Source organism: Pseudomonas sp. NS1(2017), assembly GCF_002269425.1.
Taxonomy (GTDB): Bacteria; Pseudomonadota; Gammaproteobacteria; order Pseudomonadales; family Pseudomonadaceae; genus Aquipseudomonas; species Aquipseudomonas reactans.
Genome location: NZ_CP022960.1, coordinates 3,362,561 through 3,378,551 on the forward strand (window position 1 = coordinate 3,362,561; position 15,991 = coordinate 3,378,551).

Sequence of the window (15,991 nt, forward strand, 5' to 3'; positions counted from 1 at the left end):
GCGAGCAAGCCCGCTCCCACATTCGACCGCATTTCAAAGGTAGGAGCGGCGTGTATTACTTCTCGCGAATGGAGAAATTCGCCATATGCTCCAGGCCTTTGATCAGCGCCGAGTGGTCCCAGTTGCCGCCGCCAATCGCGGTGCACGTACTGAACACCTGCTGTGTACCGGCGGTGTTCGGCAGGTTGATCCCCAGTTCCTTGGCACCGGCCAGCGCCAGGTTGAGGTCCTTCTGGTGCAGGTTGATGCGGAAGCCCGGGTCAAAAGTGCCCTTGATCATGCGCTCGCCATGCACTTCGAGGATTTTCGACGAAGCAAACCCACCCATCAGAGCTTCACGCACCTTGGCCGGGTCGGCGCCGTTCTTGGAGGCGAATAACAGCGCTTCGGCCACCGCCTGGATGTTCAGCGCGACGATGATCTGGTTGGCGACCTTGGCGGTCTGGCCATCGCCATTGCCGCCCACCAACGTGATGTTCTTGCCCATGGCCTGGAACAGCGGCAGTGCGCGTTCGAAGGTCTGCGGCTCGCCACCGATCATGATGCTCAGGGTGCCGGCCTTGGCGCCGACTTCACCACCGGACACCGGGGCATCCAGGTACTGCGCGCCGGTCTCGTTGATCTTCGCGGCGAACGCCTTGGTGGCGGTGGGGGAGATCGAACTCATGTCGATCACCACCTTGTTCGGTGATAGGCCGGCCGCGACGCCGTCTTTGCGGAACAATACGTCGTCGACCTGCGGGGTGTCCGGCACCATCACGATGATGAACTCGGCTTCCTGCGCCACTTGCTGCGGGTTGGCCAGGGCCACGGCGCCTGCGTCGATCAGCGCTTGCGGCGCCTTGCCATGGTGCTCGGAGAGGAACAGTTGGTGACCTGCTTTCTGCAGGTTCGCGGCCATGGGTTGGCCCATGATGCCGGTGCCGATAAATCCGATTTTAGCCATGAAAAAATCCTCTTTTATTAGATGGCGTTGTGGGTCTTCAACCAACCCAAACCCGCCTCGGTGGTGGTCAACGGCTTGTACTCACAGCCGACCCAACCCGCGTAACCGATGCGGTCCAAATGTTCGAACAGGAAGCGGTAGTTGATCTCACCGGTGCCCGGCTCGTTGCGCCCTGGGTTGTCCGCCAGCTGGATGTGGTTGATCTCACCCAGGTGCGCGGCCATGGTGCGGGCCAGGTCGCCTTCCATGATTTGCATGTGGTAGATGTCGTACTGCAGGAACAGGTTGGCGCTGCCCACCTGTTCGCGAATCGACAGGGCTTGCGCCGTGTTGTTCAGGTAGAAGCCTGGGATGTCGCGGGTGTTGATCGCTTCCATCACCAGCTTGATGCCCACTGCTTGCAGTTTTTCAGCGGCGTACTTGAGGTTGGCGACGAAGGTTTTTTCCAGGGTTTCGTCGTCAACGCCGTGTGGCCGGATGCCCGCCAGGCAGTTGATCTGGGTATTGCCCAGTACCTGGGCGTAGGCGATGGCCAGCTTGACCCCGGCACGGAATTCTTCGACCCGGTCCGGGTGACAGGCCAGGCCGCGTTCGCCCTTGGCCCAGTCACCGGCCGGCAGGTTGAACAGCACCTGGGTCAGGCCGTGGGCGTCGAGTTGCGCCTTGATTTCGGCAGAGCTGAATTCATAGGGGAACAGGTACTCGACGCCTTGGAAGCCAGCGTCGGCGGCCGCTTTGAAACGGGCAAGAAAGTCCTGTTCGGTAAACAGCATGGACAGGTTGGCGGCGAAACGCGGCATAAGGTTCTCCTTAATCGAGCAGGGAAATGGCAGTCGGCGCATCGTTGCCGACCAAGGCCAGATCTTCGAATTCGTTGACGGCGTTGATCTCGGTGCCCATGGAAATATTGGTCACGCGCTCCAGAATAATCTCAACGATCACCGGCACCTTGAATTCTTCGATCATTTCCTCGGCGCGGCGCAGGGCCGGCGCGATCTGGCTCGGCTCGAACACACGCAAGGCCTTGCAACCCAGGCCTTCGGCGACGGCCACGTGGTCTACGCCATAGCCGTTGAGTTCCGGGGCGTTGAGGTTGTCGAAGGACAGCTGCACGCAGTAGTCCATTTCAAACCCGCGCTGGGCCTGGCGGATCAGGCCGAGGTAGGAGTTGTTCACCACCACGTGGATGTACGGCAGCTTGAACTGTGCGCCCACCGCCAGTTCTTCGATCATGAACTGGAAGTCGTAGTCGCCGGACAGCGCCACCACTTTGCGGCTCGGGTCAGCCTTGACCACGCCGAGGGCGGCGGGGATGGTCCAACCCAACGGGCCGGCCTGGCCGCAGTTGATCCAATGGCGTGGCTTGTACACATGCAGGAACTGCGCGCCGGCAATCTGCGACAGGCCGATGGTGCTGACGTAGCAGGTGTCTTTGCCGAACACCTGGTTCATTTCTTCATACACGCGCTGTGGCTTGACCGGCACGTTGTCGAAGTGAGTCTTGCGGTGCAGGGTGGCTTTGCGCTGCTGGCAGTCATTGAGCCAGGCGCTGCGGTCCTTGAGCTTGCCAGCGGCTTTCCACTCGCGGGCCACTTCAATGAACATCGTCAGGGCGGAACCGGCGTCGGACACGATGCCCAGGTCCGGGGTGAAGACGCGGCCAATCTGGGTCGGTTCGATGTCGACGTGGATGAATTTGCGGCCTTCGGTGTAGACCTCGACCGAGCCGGTATGACGGTTGGCCCAACGGTTACCGATGCCCAGCACCACGTCCGACTTGAGCATCGTTGCGTTGCCATAACGGTGGCATGTCTGCAGACCGACCATGCCGACCATCTGTGGGTGATCGTCCGGGATGGTGCCCCAGCCCATCAGGGTCGGAATCACCGGGATGCCGGTCAGTTCAGCGAATTCAACCAGCAGCTCGCTGGCGTCGGCATTGATCACACCGCCGCCGCTCACCAACAGTGGGCGCTCGGCCTGGTCGAGCAGCGCCAGGGCTTTTTCCACCTGCACGCGGGTGGCCAGTGGCTTGGCCAGGGGCAGGGGTTGGTAGGCGTCGATGTCGAATTCGATCTCGGCCATCTGCACGTCGAACGGCAGGTCGATCAACACCGGGCCTGGGCGGCCGGAGCGCATTTCATAGAAGGCTTTCTGGAAGGCGTACGGCACTTGGCCTGGCTCCAGCACGGTGGTCGCCCACTTGGTCACCGGCTTGACGATGCTGGTGATGTCGACGGCCTGGAAGTCTTCCTTGTGCATCCGGGCGCGGGGCGCTTGACCGGTGATGCACAGGATCGGGATCGAGTCGGCCGAGGCGCTGTACAGGCCGGTGACCATGTCCGTGCCCGCCGGGCCCGAAGTGCCGATGCACACGCCGATATTGCCGGCCTTGGTGCGGGTGTAACCCTCGGCCATGTGGGAGGCGCCTTCAACGTGGCGAGCAAGGACGTGATCGATGCCACCCACTTTCTGCAAGGCCGAATACAGCGGGTTGATCGCGGCGCCTGGGATACCGAAGGCGGTGTCCACACCTTCGCGACGCATCACCAGGACGGCGGCTTCGATTGCTCTCATTTTGCTCATGATATTGGTGCCTCTTGCGTTTTGTAATTGTATACAAGTGGTGTCTGGTCAAAGTGTATTCACGGCGAGCGGCGTAGGTCAATGCATTTTATAAACTGGCCTTTGCGTTCGTCGGAACGGCTTTTTTCGACGTATGGAGCCTTTGTGCGAAAATATTGTATACAAAAATAAAAGTCATTGTGTTCTATTTGTTTGATCGAGCATCTGATCATTCAGACCTCCACCGCTTTCCCAATAACAAAAGAAGGACGGCACCATGAGCGCTTTAACCTTGAAACTCGCCACCCAACTGGCCAGCCAGGCCCTCAGTGCAGGGCGCACCATCTCCGCTGCACCGCTGACCATCGCCGTGCTCGACAGCGGCGGCCATCTGGTCACCCTGCAGCGCGAAGACGGCGCCAGCCTGCTGCGCCCGCAAATCGCCATCGGCAAGGCCTGGGGCGCGATTGCCTTGGGCAAGGGCTCGCGCCTGCTGGCGCTGGACGCGCAGCAACGGCCGGCGTTTATTGCGGCGTTGAACAGTTTGGGGCAGGGCAGCGTGGTGCCCGCGCCGGGAGGCGTGTTGATTCGGAGTCAGGAGGGCGTGGTGCTGGGAGCGATCGGGATCAGCGGGGATACGTCGGATATTGATGAGCAGTGTGCGATTACGGCGATCGAAGGGGTGGGGTTGATGGCGGATGCGGGTGTGTCTGCCTAGTTTTTGCTGATTTTTCTGGCCCCTTCGGGAGCAAGTCTAAGCGTCGAACCGCCGCTCCCACACTTGATCGAGTTCCAGCATGAGAATGCGGTCCAATGTGGGAGCGGGCTTGCTCGCGAAGGGGGCAACTCGGTCTCGCCCCTACAACCAAACTGCATCCCACAGCGGATAGTCGCCAATCCGCTTCACCAGCCCCGCCCGCAGAGGATTGGCCACCACATACCGGGCCATCTTCACCAGATCATCTTCCTTGCGCAGCGCGCGGTCATGAAAGCTGGTTTGCCAAAGCCTGCCTTTGCGACCAGAAGCACCGTTTACGCTTCGGGTGCTTTTGGATTTTACTTGGCACATCAAGTCGCCCAGTGATCCTTTTTGTAACTCGACCAACCAGTGAAAGTGATCTGGCATTACCACCCAGGCCAGCGAGTTTGCCAGTTCTTGGTAGTGAGCAAGTCTGAATTGCCAAACCACCAGCCGACCCAGGTAAAAGTCACTGAATATCGGCACACGTTCGTGAGTATTGGTGGTGATCAGATAGATGCGATTGGGTTCGCTGAACCGCCCGATACGCAGGCGGTGTGAGTTGGCTAGATCAGGCATTCCTTGGCCTCTCTTTAGATGGTGTCCTGAGAGGCTAGATCTCGATGGCTGATACTGATTGGCAGGCTTTTGGCAGGATGTGTCTGGGAGGGCGCTTTCGCGAGCAAGCCCGCTCCCACGGGGGATCTTCAGTGTTTTGACAATTTATGTCTGGCGCAGACTCCACAGGCACCACATTTCCTCAGTCCGGCTCACAGCCCTTGAGCACCAGCCGGATGATGGTCTGCGCCGCCGCCTCATAATCTGCCTCATCCAGCTTGGCCTTCCCGGTCACCGCCGAGATCTGCCAGTCGAAATCCGCATACGTCTGCGTCGCCGCCCAGATACTGAACATCAAGTGATTGGGATCAATCGCCGCGATCAGGCCGCGATCCACCCAGTCCTGGATGCAGGCGATGTTGTGCTTGGCCTGGGCGTTGAGCTGTTCGACCTGGTCGGCGCTGAGGTGCGGGGCGCCGTGCATGATTTCGCTGGCAAAGACCTTGGAGGCAAACGGCAGGTCGCGGGAGATGCGGATTTTCGAGCGGATGTAGTTGCTCAGTACCACCGCGGGTTCGCCGTCTGGATTGAACGGCGTGGAAGCGGCCAGGATCGGCTCGATAATGCTCTCGAGCACCTCGCGGTAGAGGTTGTCCTTGGACTTGAAGTAGTAATAGACATTGGGCTTGGGCAGCCCGGCCTTGGCGGCGATGTCGCTGGTTTTGGTCGCGGCGAAGCCCTTGTCGGCAAACTCCTCGCTGGCCGCCCGCAGGATCTTTTCTTTGTTGCGCTCGCGAATGGTGCTCATAAACCTGGAGTTTCCTTGCCAAGACTGGCGGTTGCGCATGGTAGCACCGGCCATCTGCGAGCCTCAACAATCTGCCCGCAGGGCCTTGCGCCGCGCTATGCTCGCGTCATCCCACTCTTACGGAAGCCCGATTCATGGCAGGAAGCAGCTTGTTGGTGTTGATCGACGATATCGCCGCAGTACTCGATGACGTTGCCCTGATGACCAAAATGGCGGCAAAGAAGACCGCCGGCGTGCTGGGTGATGACCTGGCGCTCAATGCCCAGCAGGTTTCCGGCGTGCGTGCGGAGCGGGAAATTCCCGTGGTATGGGCGGTGGCCAAGGGCTCCTTCGTCAACAAGTTGATCCTGGTGCCGGCCGCGTTGTTGATCAGTGCGTTTGCACCCTGGGCGGTGACGCCGTTGTTGATGCTCGGCGGTGCCTACCTGTGTTTCGAAGGGTTCGAGAAGCTGGCGCACAAGTTCCTGCACAGCAAAGACGAAGACCAGGCGCAACATACGCAGTTGGTGGAGGCGGTTGCGGACCCGGCCACCGACCTGGTGGCCTTCGAAAAGGACAAGATCAAAGGCGCCATCCGTACCGATTTCATCCTCTCCGCCGAAATCATCGCCATCACCCTCGGCACCGTGGCCGATGCGCCTTTGATGCAGCAGGTGATCGTGCTGTCCGGCATTGCCATTGTCATGACCGTGGGCGTGTATGGCTTGGTGGCCGGCATCGTCAAGCTGGATGACCTGGGCCTGTGGCTTACTCAGAAGCCTGGCCAGGCGGCACGCAGCGTTGGTGGCGCCATCCTGCGTGCGGCGCCGTACATGATGAAGAGTCTGTCGGTGATCGGTACGGCGGCGATGTTCCTGGTGGGCGGCGGGATTCTCACCCATGGCGTGCCGGTGGTGCATCACTGGATCGAGACGGTCAGCCAGGGCGCAGGCGGGGTGGCGTGGTTGGTGCCGACGCTGCTCAATGGCGTGGCGGGGATCATTGCCGGGGCAGTGGTGTTGGCGGTGGTCAGCGGGGTGGGCAAGCTCTGGAAAACTGCTAAGGCTTGATCGCGCGACAATAAAAAAGGCCATTCAATCGAATGGCCTTTTTTGTGGGCGTTTACTCGGCAATCTGCAGCTTTCGCGATTCCGTATAGATGTAGCGCACCTTCTCGTACTCGAACGGCGAGTTCATCTGGCCATACCGGAAGCTGGTCTGATAACGCTTGTCCACTGCGCGCAATGCCCAGATTTCCGGATGGTTGGAGCTGACTTCGGACACGTTGAGGAAGTTGATCTGGGTTTCTGCGCCGTAGTCGACGATCAGGCCGGTGGTGTCGCGCAGGTTCGATGGGCCGAAGATCGGCAGTACCAGGTACGCGCCGCCAGGCACGCCGTAGAAGCCCAGGGTCTGGCCAAAGTCTTCGCTCTGGCGCGGCAGGCCCATGGCGGTGGCGGGGTCCCACAGGCCGGCGATCCCGATAGTGGTGTTGACCAGCAGGCGGCCGGTGGTTTCCAGGGAGCGATGCCCCTTGAGCTGCAGCAGGCTGTTCAACAGGTTGGGCACGTCACCCAGGTTGTTGAAGAAGTTGCTCACGCCGGTGCGCAGGAAACTCGGGGTGACGTAGCGGTAACCGTCGACCACCGGCAGGAACACCCATTGGTCGAAGCGGTAGTTGAAGTGGTACACGCGACGGTTCCACGACTCCAACGGGTCATACACGTTGAGCGCGGTGAGCGATGAACGTTCGAACTCGCGCTGGTCCAGGCCTGGGTTGAACTTGAGTTTGGTCAGCGGTTCCTTGAAGCCATCGGAATCGACTTTGACTGGCTCGTGGGCCTTGCTGTTGTCGGCATTGGCCACGCCTGCGCACATCAGGGCGGCAAGCAGCAGAAGATATTTAGCCACGGAAAAACTCCAGCATGGCGTCGGCGTTGACGCGGTAATTGAGGTTGCCGCAATGGCCGCCCAGCGGGTAGACGGTCAAGCGATCGCCGAAGGTTCTACGCAGGAAACCGAGGTCGCCCGGGCCGAGGATCACGTCGTCGGCGTTGTGCATCACGGCGATTTTCGGGCTGGTGTGCAGGTAGTCCTTGAGGGCGTACAGGCTGACCTGGTCGATCAGTTGCAACAGGCTGCCGCCGTCGGAGCGGGCTCGCCACATCGGGATCACCTGTTCGGTGAGGTAACAATCGAAGTCGCATTGCAGCGCACGCTTGAGGAACGGCGTGAGGCTGGTGCCTTCAGTGATCGGGTATTTGGGCGGGATGATCAGGCCGCGGCGGTTGATCAGGTCCGAGGTGAAGGCGATGTCGGCCGCCGAGAAGCGGAACGAGGTGCCGATCAGCATGGCCATCTGTTCGTTGCTCAGGTGCTGCTTGGATTGCTGGAAGTCGTAGAGCAGGGCGTCGTTGAGGTCGATGTAGCCCTTTTGCTGGAAGTAGCGGGTCAGTTTGTTCAGTACCAGCTCGTAGAAGGTGGTGGTGTTGTTGATGCCCTTCACCTCGGTCTGCACCAGCTTGTCGAGGTTGGTGATCGAGGTGTAGAGGTTGACCGGCGGGTTGAGCAGCAAGACTTTCTTGAAGTTGAAGCTGCGGCGGGTTTCGTCGAGTTTGCTGACAAACGCCGCATCTAGGGCGCCGAGGCTGTAGCCGGTGAGGTAGAAGTCAGTCACTGGCAGCGAGGCGTTCTGCGCGCGCACGGCCTGCATCACGCGGTACATGTCTTCGGCGTCTTCCTGGGTGATGCCCGGCGTGGCGAAGCGCGAGGCGGCGCTGATGAAGTCGAAGCTGGTGGGCGACGACAGTTGCACCACGTGGTAGCCGGCCTGGTAATACAGCTTTTTCAGGTATTCGTTGATGCTGCTGTCGAAGCGCGCACCGGTGCCCGCGATCAGGAAGATCAGCGGCGCGGCGCGATCCTGCTTGGCGATGCGGTAGGTGAGTTTCTTCACCGCCCAAAAGTTGTCCGGCAGGCTGAATTCGCGCTCGGGGCGCATGTTCAGGGTGTAATCGGACTGATTGATCTCGTCATCGCTCGGCAATTTGGGCCGAAGATCAGGCGGGGTGGTGGCGATGGTCGCTTCAAACGGGTTGGTCAAAGGGTAGCCATAGCTGGCTTGGTCAATGTCGACGGCCAGTGCTGACGCACTCAGAAAAAGGCTGCCCAGCAGGGCAGCACAGCGCAAGGAACGGAGCATGACTTAATCCCTAAGAGGAAACGTGCTTAATGAAGTTCGCAGGCTATGACCGCCGCCCTATCGCCGAAGTGCCATCACGCGGCACGAAAAGTCGGAAAATAACGTCGGAATCGGGGTAATAGTAGCCAGACGATACACTTTGACACGTGTGGGTAAACATTAATTGTGTGTATGCACCTTGCTAACGCCCACTGGCGCATTAAGCTGAGCGCCGTTTTTGCCTATCGGAGTGCCCCAATGTCCCGTCGTTTGCCGTTGATACTGCTGCTTATCGCCCTGCCGCTGTGGCTGGCCGCCAGTTATGGCGCGCGCTATGGCTTTATGGAAGATGGCCAGTGGGTGGGCATCTGCGCGGATGAGGCCAGCCGCTGGGAATGCCAGTTGCGTTCGAACCTGGGGTTGATGATTCACTTCAAGGTGCTGGGCTGGGCGGCGCTGATTACGTCGGTGTTGGCATTTTTCGTGCCGGGACGGGCGGGGTGGGGGCTGGCGGTGCTGGGGATGGTGTTCGGGTTGCCGGCACTGGCGTTGTACAACACCACGTTTGCGGTGTTTGCGGTGGTGATTGCGGGGTTGCGGTTGGTGCGTAAGCCTAAAGGCATGTGACCCACCTGTAGGAGCCGGCTTGCCAGCGATGGCGCCCCTGAGATCACATGTGATTTCAAAGGCCTCATCGCTGGCAAGCCGGCTCCTACAGTTAGATTTTGCGCTGGCGCAGGCAGCGCCACAAAGCCATGACCAATAATGCACTAATCACCGCCCAACCCCACGCCTGCTGATTCAGCAGACCTTCACGGTACAACTGCGGCGCAATGCCCGCACCGATGATAAAGGCCAGCAGCGCAATCTCCCGACGCGGTCCCGTCACCGGACGTATCACGTACACCAGCGCCGGCAACACCAGCGCCGCGCTCGGGAAGCTGCGGTAGCGCGGATCGAACACCAACGCCAGCATCATCACCGCCCCCGCAAATCCGGCAATCGCCACCAGCCAGCCTGCGCGTTGCTCCAGCCAGTTGAACGCCCGCTCACGCCAACCCTCCCTTGCGCTCAAGGCCAAGGCCGCATGGGCCAGCACCAGCAGGTTCAACACCAGCAGCAAGCCAGCCCACACCCATTCATCATTGAAGCGCGCCGTCACGCGGGTCAGCTCGGCCCAGGTGCCAATGGAGCAGGCTGCAACGGCGCCCAACAATGGCAGGGCAAGCGCGGCACGCGTGCTGCGTACGCGACCACCCAATGCCAGTGTGCCCAGCAGGATAATCCCGCCGACGCCCAACCACAGCGGCCAGTACGGCACATTGGTCACCGGCCCGGCGAGGATGCCCTTGTCCTGGCGATCCGCATCGAACAGGCCCCAGTAACCCCCTACGGCGCCTTCACTGGCACGCTTCCACGGCTGGTCAAAGGCTTCGATCAGGTTGTAGTGCCAGCCATTGGCCTCAGCCATGGCCACAAAACCACGCATGAATTTGGCCTCATTGACCCGGCTCGGCACGGCGGTTTCGCGCTGGCGGCCTTCGCTTGGCCAGCCGGTTTCACCGATCAGGATGTCCTTGGGGGCAAACTTGTTACCGAAGGTCTGGCGCACATCGCCCACGTGCTTGAGGGCCTGGTCGATGCCGGACGGGTCATCTTCCCAGTACGGCAGCAAGTGGATGGTGAGGAAATCCACTGCCGGGGCGATTTCCGGGTGTTGCAGCCAGAACTCCCATACGTCCGCGTAGGTTACCGGCTGCTTGATCTGGCTTTTGACGGTCTGGATCAGCTTTACCAGCTGTGTGGCGGTGACTTCCTTGCGCAGCAGCGCTTCGTTGCCGACGATCACCGACGTCACCACATCCGGGTGGGCGTTGGCCGAGGCGATCAATTCGTTGATCTCCTTTTCGGTCGCCACCGGGTCACTGCTTACCCAGGCGCCGGCCATCACCTTCAGCCCGTGCTTGCGCGCCATGTCCGGCAGGGCTTCCAGGCCGGTCATGGAATAGGTGCGGATGCACTCGAAGCGGGTCGCCAGCAGGGCGAGGTCAGCGTCCATGCGCTCCGGACGCAGCGTGAATGGCTGGTCGAACGGCGATTGGTCTTTATCGAAAGGGGTATAGGACGCGCACTGCATCTTGTGCGTGGCACTGGCGACGTCGGGCAATACCACCGGCCGGCCGAGGCCATACCAGTAACCGATCAGGGCCAGCAGGCCGAGGATCAAGGCGAAAAAATAGGGCAGGGCGGGGAAGCGGGCAGTCGCGGGCATGGTCGGCTTAACTGTAGGAGCAAAGGCGCGCATCTTAACCGGATTTGCCCCGTCCCAGTGGGGCTGCATAATTTTGACATGCAAAGTTCGGGCGGGATTTTGACGTCAAGTCCTACAAAGCGTCCTACTGGCTATGTGATGTCGTTTCCTGCTTGTATGAGGTCGCTGACAGAGCAGGTCGAAGGCCCCGGCAGGTTGATGATCGAAGTGTCAGCACTCCACTGATGTCACTGCAACCGGATCGATGCGCGTGAAGGGGGCGCGGTGCACCACATAACAACAGGTTGACGTCGCTCGGCATCCGCCGGGCGCAGCACTTTCGGGGAAGTACTATGAAGATGCGACGACTCTTGGGCGCAGCTGCCACTCTGGTAGTTGCGATGAGCTCCACACTGGCCAGCGCCGACAGCAAGACCCTGAGCATCGGCTATGTGGACGGCTGGTCCGACAGCGTGGCCACCACCCACGTGGCGGCAGAGGTGATCAAGGCCAAGCTCGGTTATGACGTGAAACTGCAAGCCGTTGCCACCGGGATCATGTGGCAGGGCGTAGCCACCGGCAAGCTCGACGCCATGCTCTCCGCCTGGCTGCCGGTCACCCACGGTGAATACTGGGCCAAGAACAAGGACAAGGTGGTCGACTACGGCCCCAACTTCAAGGACGCGAAGATCGGCCTGATCGTGCCGGAATATGTCAAAGCCAAGTCCATCGAAGACCTCAAGACCGACACCACCTTCAAGAACAAGATCGTCGGCATCGACGCCGGTTCTGGCGTGATGCTCAAGACCGACGAAGCCATCAAGCAATACGGCCTCGATTACAAGCTGCAAGCCAGTTCGGGCGCGGCGATGATCGCCGAGTTGACCCGTGCCGAAGACAAACAGGAATCCATTGCGGTCACCGGTTGGGTGCCACACTGGATGTTCGCCAAGTGGAAACTGCGTTTCCTGGACGACCCAAAAGGGATTTATGGTGCTGCTGAAACCGTCAACAGCATCGGCAGCAAGGGCCTGGAGAAGAAAGCCCCGGAAGTCGCAGCCTTCCTGAAGAAATTCCAGTGGGCCTCCAAGGACGAAATCGGCGAAGTCATGCTGGCGATTCAAGAAGGCGCCAAGCCTGATGCCGCCGCCAAGGATTGGGTCGCCAAGCACCCTGAGCGTGTCGCCGAGTGGACCGGTAAATAACCCCCGAAGCGTCTAAATAGTACCTTGCAAGCCTGCCTGGCGTTTTCGTCAGGCGGGCTTTGTCATTTGCGGTCCAAAGGCTGTCAATTCGATCAGTGCAAAACTGGCGACAACCCCGATGTCGTTCTAATACTAAGGTCGTCTGGAACCCTTTCCGCAGCCGCATACAGTGGATACGTTCCAATAATAAAAAAGCTGTGCTGCGAGGATAAAAACAATGAACGACAGCATTTACCTCTCGATTCAAAACAGCCCGCGTTTCAAGGAGCTGGTGAGAAAAAGGGAAAGGTTCGCCTGGATTCTCTCGGCGATCATGCTAGGGCTTTACTCCGCTTTCATCCTGTTGATCGCCTACGGGCCACAAGTACTGGGGGCCAAGCTCAGCCCCGGTTCGTCGATTACCTGGGGCATTCCCCTGGGCGTCGGGCTGATTGTGTCCGCCTTCATCCTGACCGGCATCTATGTGCGCCGGGCCAATGGCGAGTTTGACGACCTGAACAATGCGATTCTCAAGGAGGCTGCGCAATGATCCGGCGTCTACTGGCAATATTCGGCGCTTCGCTCTTTGCTCCGGCCGTTTGGGCGGCTGACGCATTGACCGGTGAAGTGCACAAGCAACCCCTGAACGTTTCGGCCATCGTGATGTTCGTCGCGTTTGTCGGCGCGACCCTGTGCATCACCTACTGGGCCTCCAAGCGCAACAAATCGGCGGCCGACTACTATGCGGCCGGCGGCAAGATCACCGGTTTCCAGAACGGCCTGGCGATTGCCGGTGACTACATGTCGGCGGCGTCCTTCCTGGGGATTTCCGCGCTGGTCTACACCTCTGGTTATGACGGCCTGATCTACTCGATCGGCTTCCTGGTGGGCTGGCCGATCATTCTGTTCCTGATCGCCGAGCGCCTGCGTAACCTGGGCAAGTACACCTTTGCCGACGTGGCGTCCTATCGCCTGGGCCAGACCCAGATTCGCAGCCTGTCGGCCTGTGGCTCGCTGGTGGTGGTGGCGTTCTACCTGATCGCGCAGATGGTCGGTGCGGGCAAGCTGATTCAGCTGCTGTTCGGCCTGGACTACCACGTTGCGGTGATCCTGGTCGGTATCTTGATGGTGATGTATGTACTGTTCGGCGGCATGCTGGCGACCACCTGGGTACAGATCATCAAGGCGGTGCTGTTGCTGTCGGGTGCCTCGTTCATGGCACTGATGGTGATGAAGCACGTCAACTTCGACTTCAATGCCCTGTTCTCCGAGGCGATCAAGGTTCACCCTAAAGGTGAGGCGATCATGAGCCCCGGCGGCTTGGTGAAAGACCCGATCTCCGCGTTCTCCCTCGGGCTTGCGCTGATGTTCGGTACGGCTGGCCTGCCACACATCCTGATGCGCTTCTTTACCGTCAGCGACGCGAAAGAAGCGCGCAAGAGCGTGTTCTATGCCACCGGTTTCATCGGTTACTTCTACATCCTGACCTTCATCATCGGCTTTGGCGCGATCCTGCTGGTCAGCACCAACCCGGCGTTCAAGGACGCGGCAGGCGCCTTGCTGGGCGGCAACAACATGGCGGCGGTGCACCTGGCCAACGCGGTGGGTGGCAGTATCTTCCTAGGCTTCATCTCGGCCGTGGCCTTCGCCACCATCCTCGCGGTGGTTGCCGGCTTGACCCTGGCTGGTGCGTCGGCGGTGTCCCATGACCTGTACGCCAGCGTGATCAAGAAAGGCAAGGCCAACGACAAGGATGAGATTCGCGTTTCGAAGATCACCACTGTTGCGTTGGGCGTGTTGGCGATTGGCCTGGGTATCCTGTTCGAAAGCCAGAACATCGCGTTCATGGTTGGCCTGGCGTTCTCCATTGCCGCCAGCTGTAACTTCCCGGTGCTGCTGCTTTCCATGTACTGGAAAAACCTCACCACCCGTGGCGCGATGATTGGCGGCTGGCTGGGCTTGATCAGTGCCGTTGGCCTGATGGTGCTGGGCCCGACCATCTGGGTCTCGATCCTGCACCATGAAAAAGCCATCTTCCCTTATGAGTATCCGGCGCTGTTCTCGATGATCATTGCGTTCGTCGGCATCTGGTTCTTCTCCATCACCGACAAGTCGGCGGCGGCAGAGAAAGAGCGTGCGCTGTACTTCCCGCAGTTTGTGCGTTCGCAGACTGGCCTGGGGTCGAGTGGGGCGGTTTCTCACTAAGGTTATAGCTGGATAGGAAAATACCCCGGTCGAAAGGCCGGGGTATTTTTTTGTCTATAAATTAGAGATTGATCTGACAAAACTGTTTCTCAAATCCTGCACAAATAAAAACGGCCTCCACTAAGGGAGGCCGTTTTCAGTGCAACTAAGCGAGGCTTACTTGCGATCTTCCAGCTTGGTGATGTCACGCGACTCGTAGCCGGTGTACAGCTGGCGCGGGCGGCCAATCTTGTACGGGCTGGAGAGCATTTCTTTCCAGTGGGAGATCCAGCCCACGGTCCGCGCCAGGGCGAAGATCACGGTGAACATGCTGGTTGGAATGCCGATCGCCTTGAGGATGATCCCCGAGTAGAAGTCGACGTTCGGGTACAGCGAGCGTTCGATGAAGTACGGGTCCGTCAGGGCGATCTCTTCCAGGCGCATGGCCAGTTCGAGTTGCGGATCGTTCTTGATGCCCAGTTCCTTCAACACTTCGTCGCAGGTCTGCTTCATCACGGTGGCGCGCGGGTCGCGGTTCTTGTAGACCCGGTGACCGAAGCCCATCAACTTGAACGGATCGTTCTTGTCCTTGGCCTTGGCGATGAACTTGTCGATGTTCGAGACATCGCCGATTTCATCGAGCATGGTCAATACGGCTTCGTTCGCACCGCCGTGGGCAGGGCCCCACAGTGCGGCGATACCGGCGGCGATGCAGGCGAACGGGTTGGCACCCGAAGAGCCGGCCAGGCGCACGGTAGAGGTCGACGCGTTCTGTTCGTGGTCGGCGTGGAGGATGAAGATCCGGTCCATCGCCTTGGCCAGTGTCGGGCTGATCGGTTTGATCTCGCACGGCGTGTTGAACATCATGTGCAGGAAGTTTTCCGCGTACGTCAGGTCGTTGCGCGGGTACATCATGGGCTGGCCCATGGAGTACTTGTAAACCATTGCGGCCAGGGTCGGCATCTTGGCAACCAGACGGATCGCGGAGATTTCGCGATGCTGCGGGTTATTGATGTCGAGGGAGTCGTGATAGAAGGCCGACAGGGCGCCAACCACACCGCACATGACGGCCATCGGGTGGGCGTCGCGACGGAAGCCGTTGAAGAAGGTCTTCAACTGCTCGTGAACCATGGTGTGGTTCTTCACGGTGCTGACGAACTGGGCTTTCTGCTCGGCTGTTGGCAATTCGCCATTTAGCAGCAGGTAGCAGGTTTCCAGGTAGTCCGATTTCTCAGCCAGTTGCTCGATCGGGTAGCCGCGATGCAGCAAAATGCCATTATCACCGTCGATGTAGGTGATCTTCGACTCGCAAGAGGCGGTCGACATGAAGCCTGGGTCGAATGTGAAACGGCCCGTGGCCGTCAGGCCCCGTACGTCGATAACATCGGGACCAACGGTGCCGGTTAAAATGGGCAGCTCGACGGGGGCTGCGCCCTCGATGATCAACTGCGCTTTTTTGTCAGCCATGTGGCCTCCTATTTATGCTTCAAATCATCAGACAGACCCCCCACGCAGGGCCCGCACCACTATATTGATATAAATCCAGATGTCAATTTGCCTAAAGTCTTGCAGCAGAAGGCTTTAACCGTACTTTTT

15 protein-coding genes are annotated in these 15,991 nt (G+C 59.7%); 6 read left to right on the top strand and 9 right to left on the bottom strand.

The genetic code is table 11. From position 1 onward, the window contains the following. Positions 1-55: 55 nt before the first annotated feature. Genes CI807_RS16005 through gcl form a run of 3 tightly spaced genes read right to left on the bottom strand, consistent with a single transcriptional unit; the run spans position 56 to position 3,532 of the window. Positions 56-946: a 2-hydroxy-3-oxopropionate reductase gene (locus tag CI807_RS16005; RefSeq protein WP_033897622.1), complete on the bottom strand. Its 891-nt coding sequence runs from the start codon at positions 944-946 to the stop codon at positions 56-58. Between the two features lie 17 nt (positions 947-963). Then, positions 964-1,746 carry a hydroxypyruvate isomerase gene (gene hyi / locus CI807_RS16010; protein WP_095015313.1) on the bottom strand — a complete coding sequence of 261 codons (783 nt, stop codon included), beginning with the start codon at positions 1,744-1,746 and terminating at the stop codon, positions 964-966. Positions 1,747-1,756: 10 nt separating this feature from the next. Continuing rightward, the gene (gcl, locus tag CI807_RS16015; protein WP_095015314.1) at positions 1,757-3,532 is read right to left on the bottom strand and encodes a glyoxylate carboligase; all 1,776 of its coding nucleotides are present in this window, start codon (positions 3,530-3,532) and stop codon (positions 1,757-1,759) included. A gap of 256 nt (positions 3,533-3,788) precedes the next feature. On the opposite strand from gcl, the gene CI807_RS16020 reads away from it, so the two are divergent. Next, on the top strand, positions 3,789-4,229 hold the full coding sequence (locus tag CI807_RS16020) for a heme-binding protein (RefSeq protein WP_044286883.1): 441 nt from the start codon (positions 3,789-3,791) through the stop codon (positions 4,227-4,229). Between the two features lie 141 nt (positions 4,230-4,370). Here the strand turns inward: CI807_RS16020 and CI807_RS16025 are convergent, their stop codons facing one another. Then, complete coding sequence (locus CI807_RS16025; protein ID WP_095015315.1) at positions 4,371-4,829, bottom strand: transposase; 459 nt, start codon at positions 4,827-4,829, stop codon at positions 4,371-4,373. A 181-nt stretch (positions 4,830-5,010) separates the two neighbouring features. Continuing rightward, positions 5,011-5,616 carry a TetR/AcrR family transcriptional regulator gene (locus CI807_RS16030; RefSeq protein WP_095015316.1) on the bottom strand — a complete coding sequence of 202 codons (606 nt, stop codon included), beginning with the start codon at positions 5,614-5,616 and terminating at the stop codon, positions 5,011-5,013. Between the two features lie 134 nt (positions 5,617-5,750). On the opposite strand from CI807_RS16030, the gene CI807_RS16035 reads away from it, so the two are divergent. Continuing rightward, on the top strand, positions 5,751-6,665 hold the full coding sequence (locus tag CI807_RS16035) for a DUF808 domain-containing protein (protein ID WP_095015317.1): 915 nt from the start codon (positions 5,751-5,753) through the stop codon (positions 6,663-6,665). A 52-nt stretch (positions 6,666-6,717) separates the two neighbouring features. On the opposite strand, the gene CI807_RS16040 is transcribed toward CI807_RS16035, so the two are convergent. Together CI807_RS16040 and CI807_RS16045 are read right to left on the bottom strand one after the other, a co-directional pair. Next, entirely contained in the window at positions 6,718-7,506 is a 789-nt protein-coding gene (locus tag CI807_RS16040; protein WP_016979571.1) for a VacJ family lipoprotein, read from the bottom strand. Further along, positions 7,499-8,797 carry a serine/threonine protein kinase gene (locus tag CI807_RS16045; protein ID WP_095015318.1) on the bottom strand — a complete coding sequence of 433 codons (1,299 nt, stop codon included), beginning with the start codon at positions 8,795-8,797 and terminating at the stop codon, positions 7,499-7,501. Before CI807_RS16045 ends, CI807_RS16040 begins: the two co-directional genes overlap by 8 nt. A 237-nt stretch (positions 8,798-9,034) precedes the next feature. On the opposite strand from CI807_RS16045, the gene CI807_RS16050 reads away from it, so the two are divergent. Next, positions 9,035-9,403, top strand: coding sequence for a hypothetical protein (locus CI807_RS16050; RefSeq protein ID WP_095015319.1), 369 nt, complete (start codon positions 9,035-9,037; stop codon positions 9,401-9,403). Positions 9,404-9,494: 91 nt separating this feature from the next. Here CI807_RS16050 and CI807_RS16055 read toward each other — a convergent pair whose 3' ends face one another. Continuing rightward, positions 9,495-11,048 (bottom strand): glycosyl hydrolase family 17 protein, encoded by a 1,554-nt coding sequence (locus tag CI807_RS16055; RefSeq protein ID WP_095015320.1) that lies wholly within the window; start codon positions 11,046-11,048, stop codon positions 9,495-9,497. Positions 11,049-11,380: 332 nt separating this feature from the next. On the opposite strand from CI807_RS16055, the gene CI807_RS16060 reads away from it, so the two are divergent. The 3 genes from CI807_RS16060 (at position 11,381) to CI807_RS16070 (ending at position 14,416) form a co-directional block, all read left to right on the top strand. Next, a complete protein-coding gene (locus tag CI807_RS16060; protein ID WP_025857941.1) occupies positions 11,381-12,232 on the top strand; it encodes a glycine betaine ABC transporter substrate-binding protein in 852 nt (283 codons plus the stop codon). A gap of 217 nt (positions 12,233-12,449) precedes the next feature. Beyond that, a complete protein-coding gene (locus tag CI807_RS16065) occupies positions 12,450-12,761 on the top strand; it encodes a DUF485 domain-containing protein (RefSeq protein ID WP_016972153.1) in 312 nt (103 codons plus the stop codon). Further along, the gene (locus CI807_RS16070) at positions 12,758-14,416 is read left to right on the top strand and encodes a cation acetate symporter (RefSeq protein WP_028615711.1); all 1,659 of its coding nucleotides are present in this window, start codon (positions 12,758-12,760) and stop codon (positions 14,414-14,416) included. Before CI807_RS16065 ends, CI807_RS16070 begins: the two co-directional genes overlap by 4 nt. 156 nt (positions 14,417-14,572) lie before the next feature. On the opposite strand, the gene gltA is transcribed toward CI807_RS16070, so the two are convergent. After that, on the bottom strand, positions 14,573-15,862 hold the full coding sequence (gene gltA / locus CI807_RS16075; protein WP_016979565.1) for a citrate synthase: 1,290 nt from the start codon (positions 15,860-15,862) through the stop codon (positions 14,573-14,575). Between the last annotated feature and the right edge of the window lie 129 nt (positions 15,863-15,991).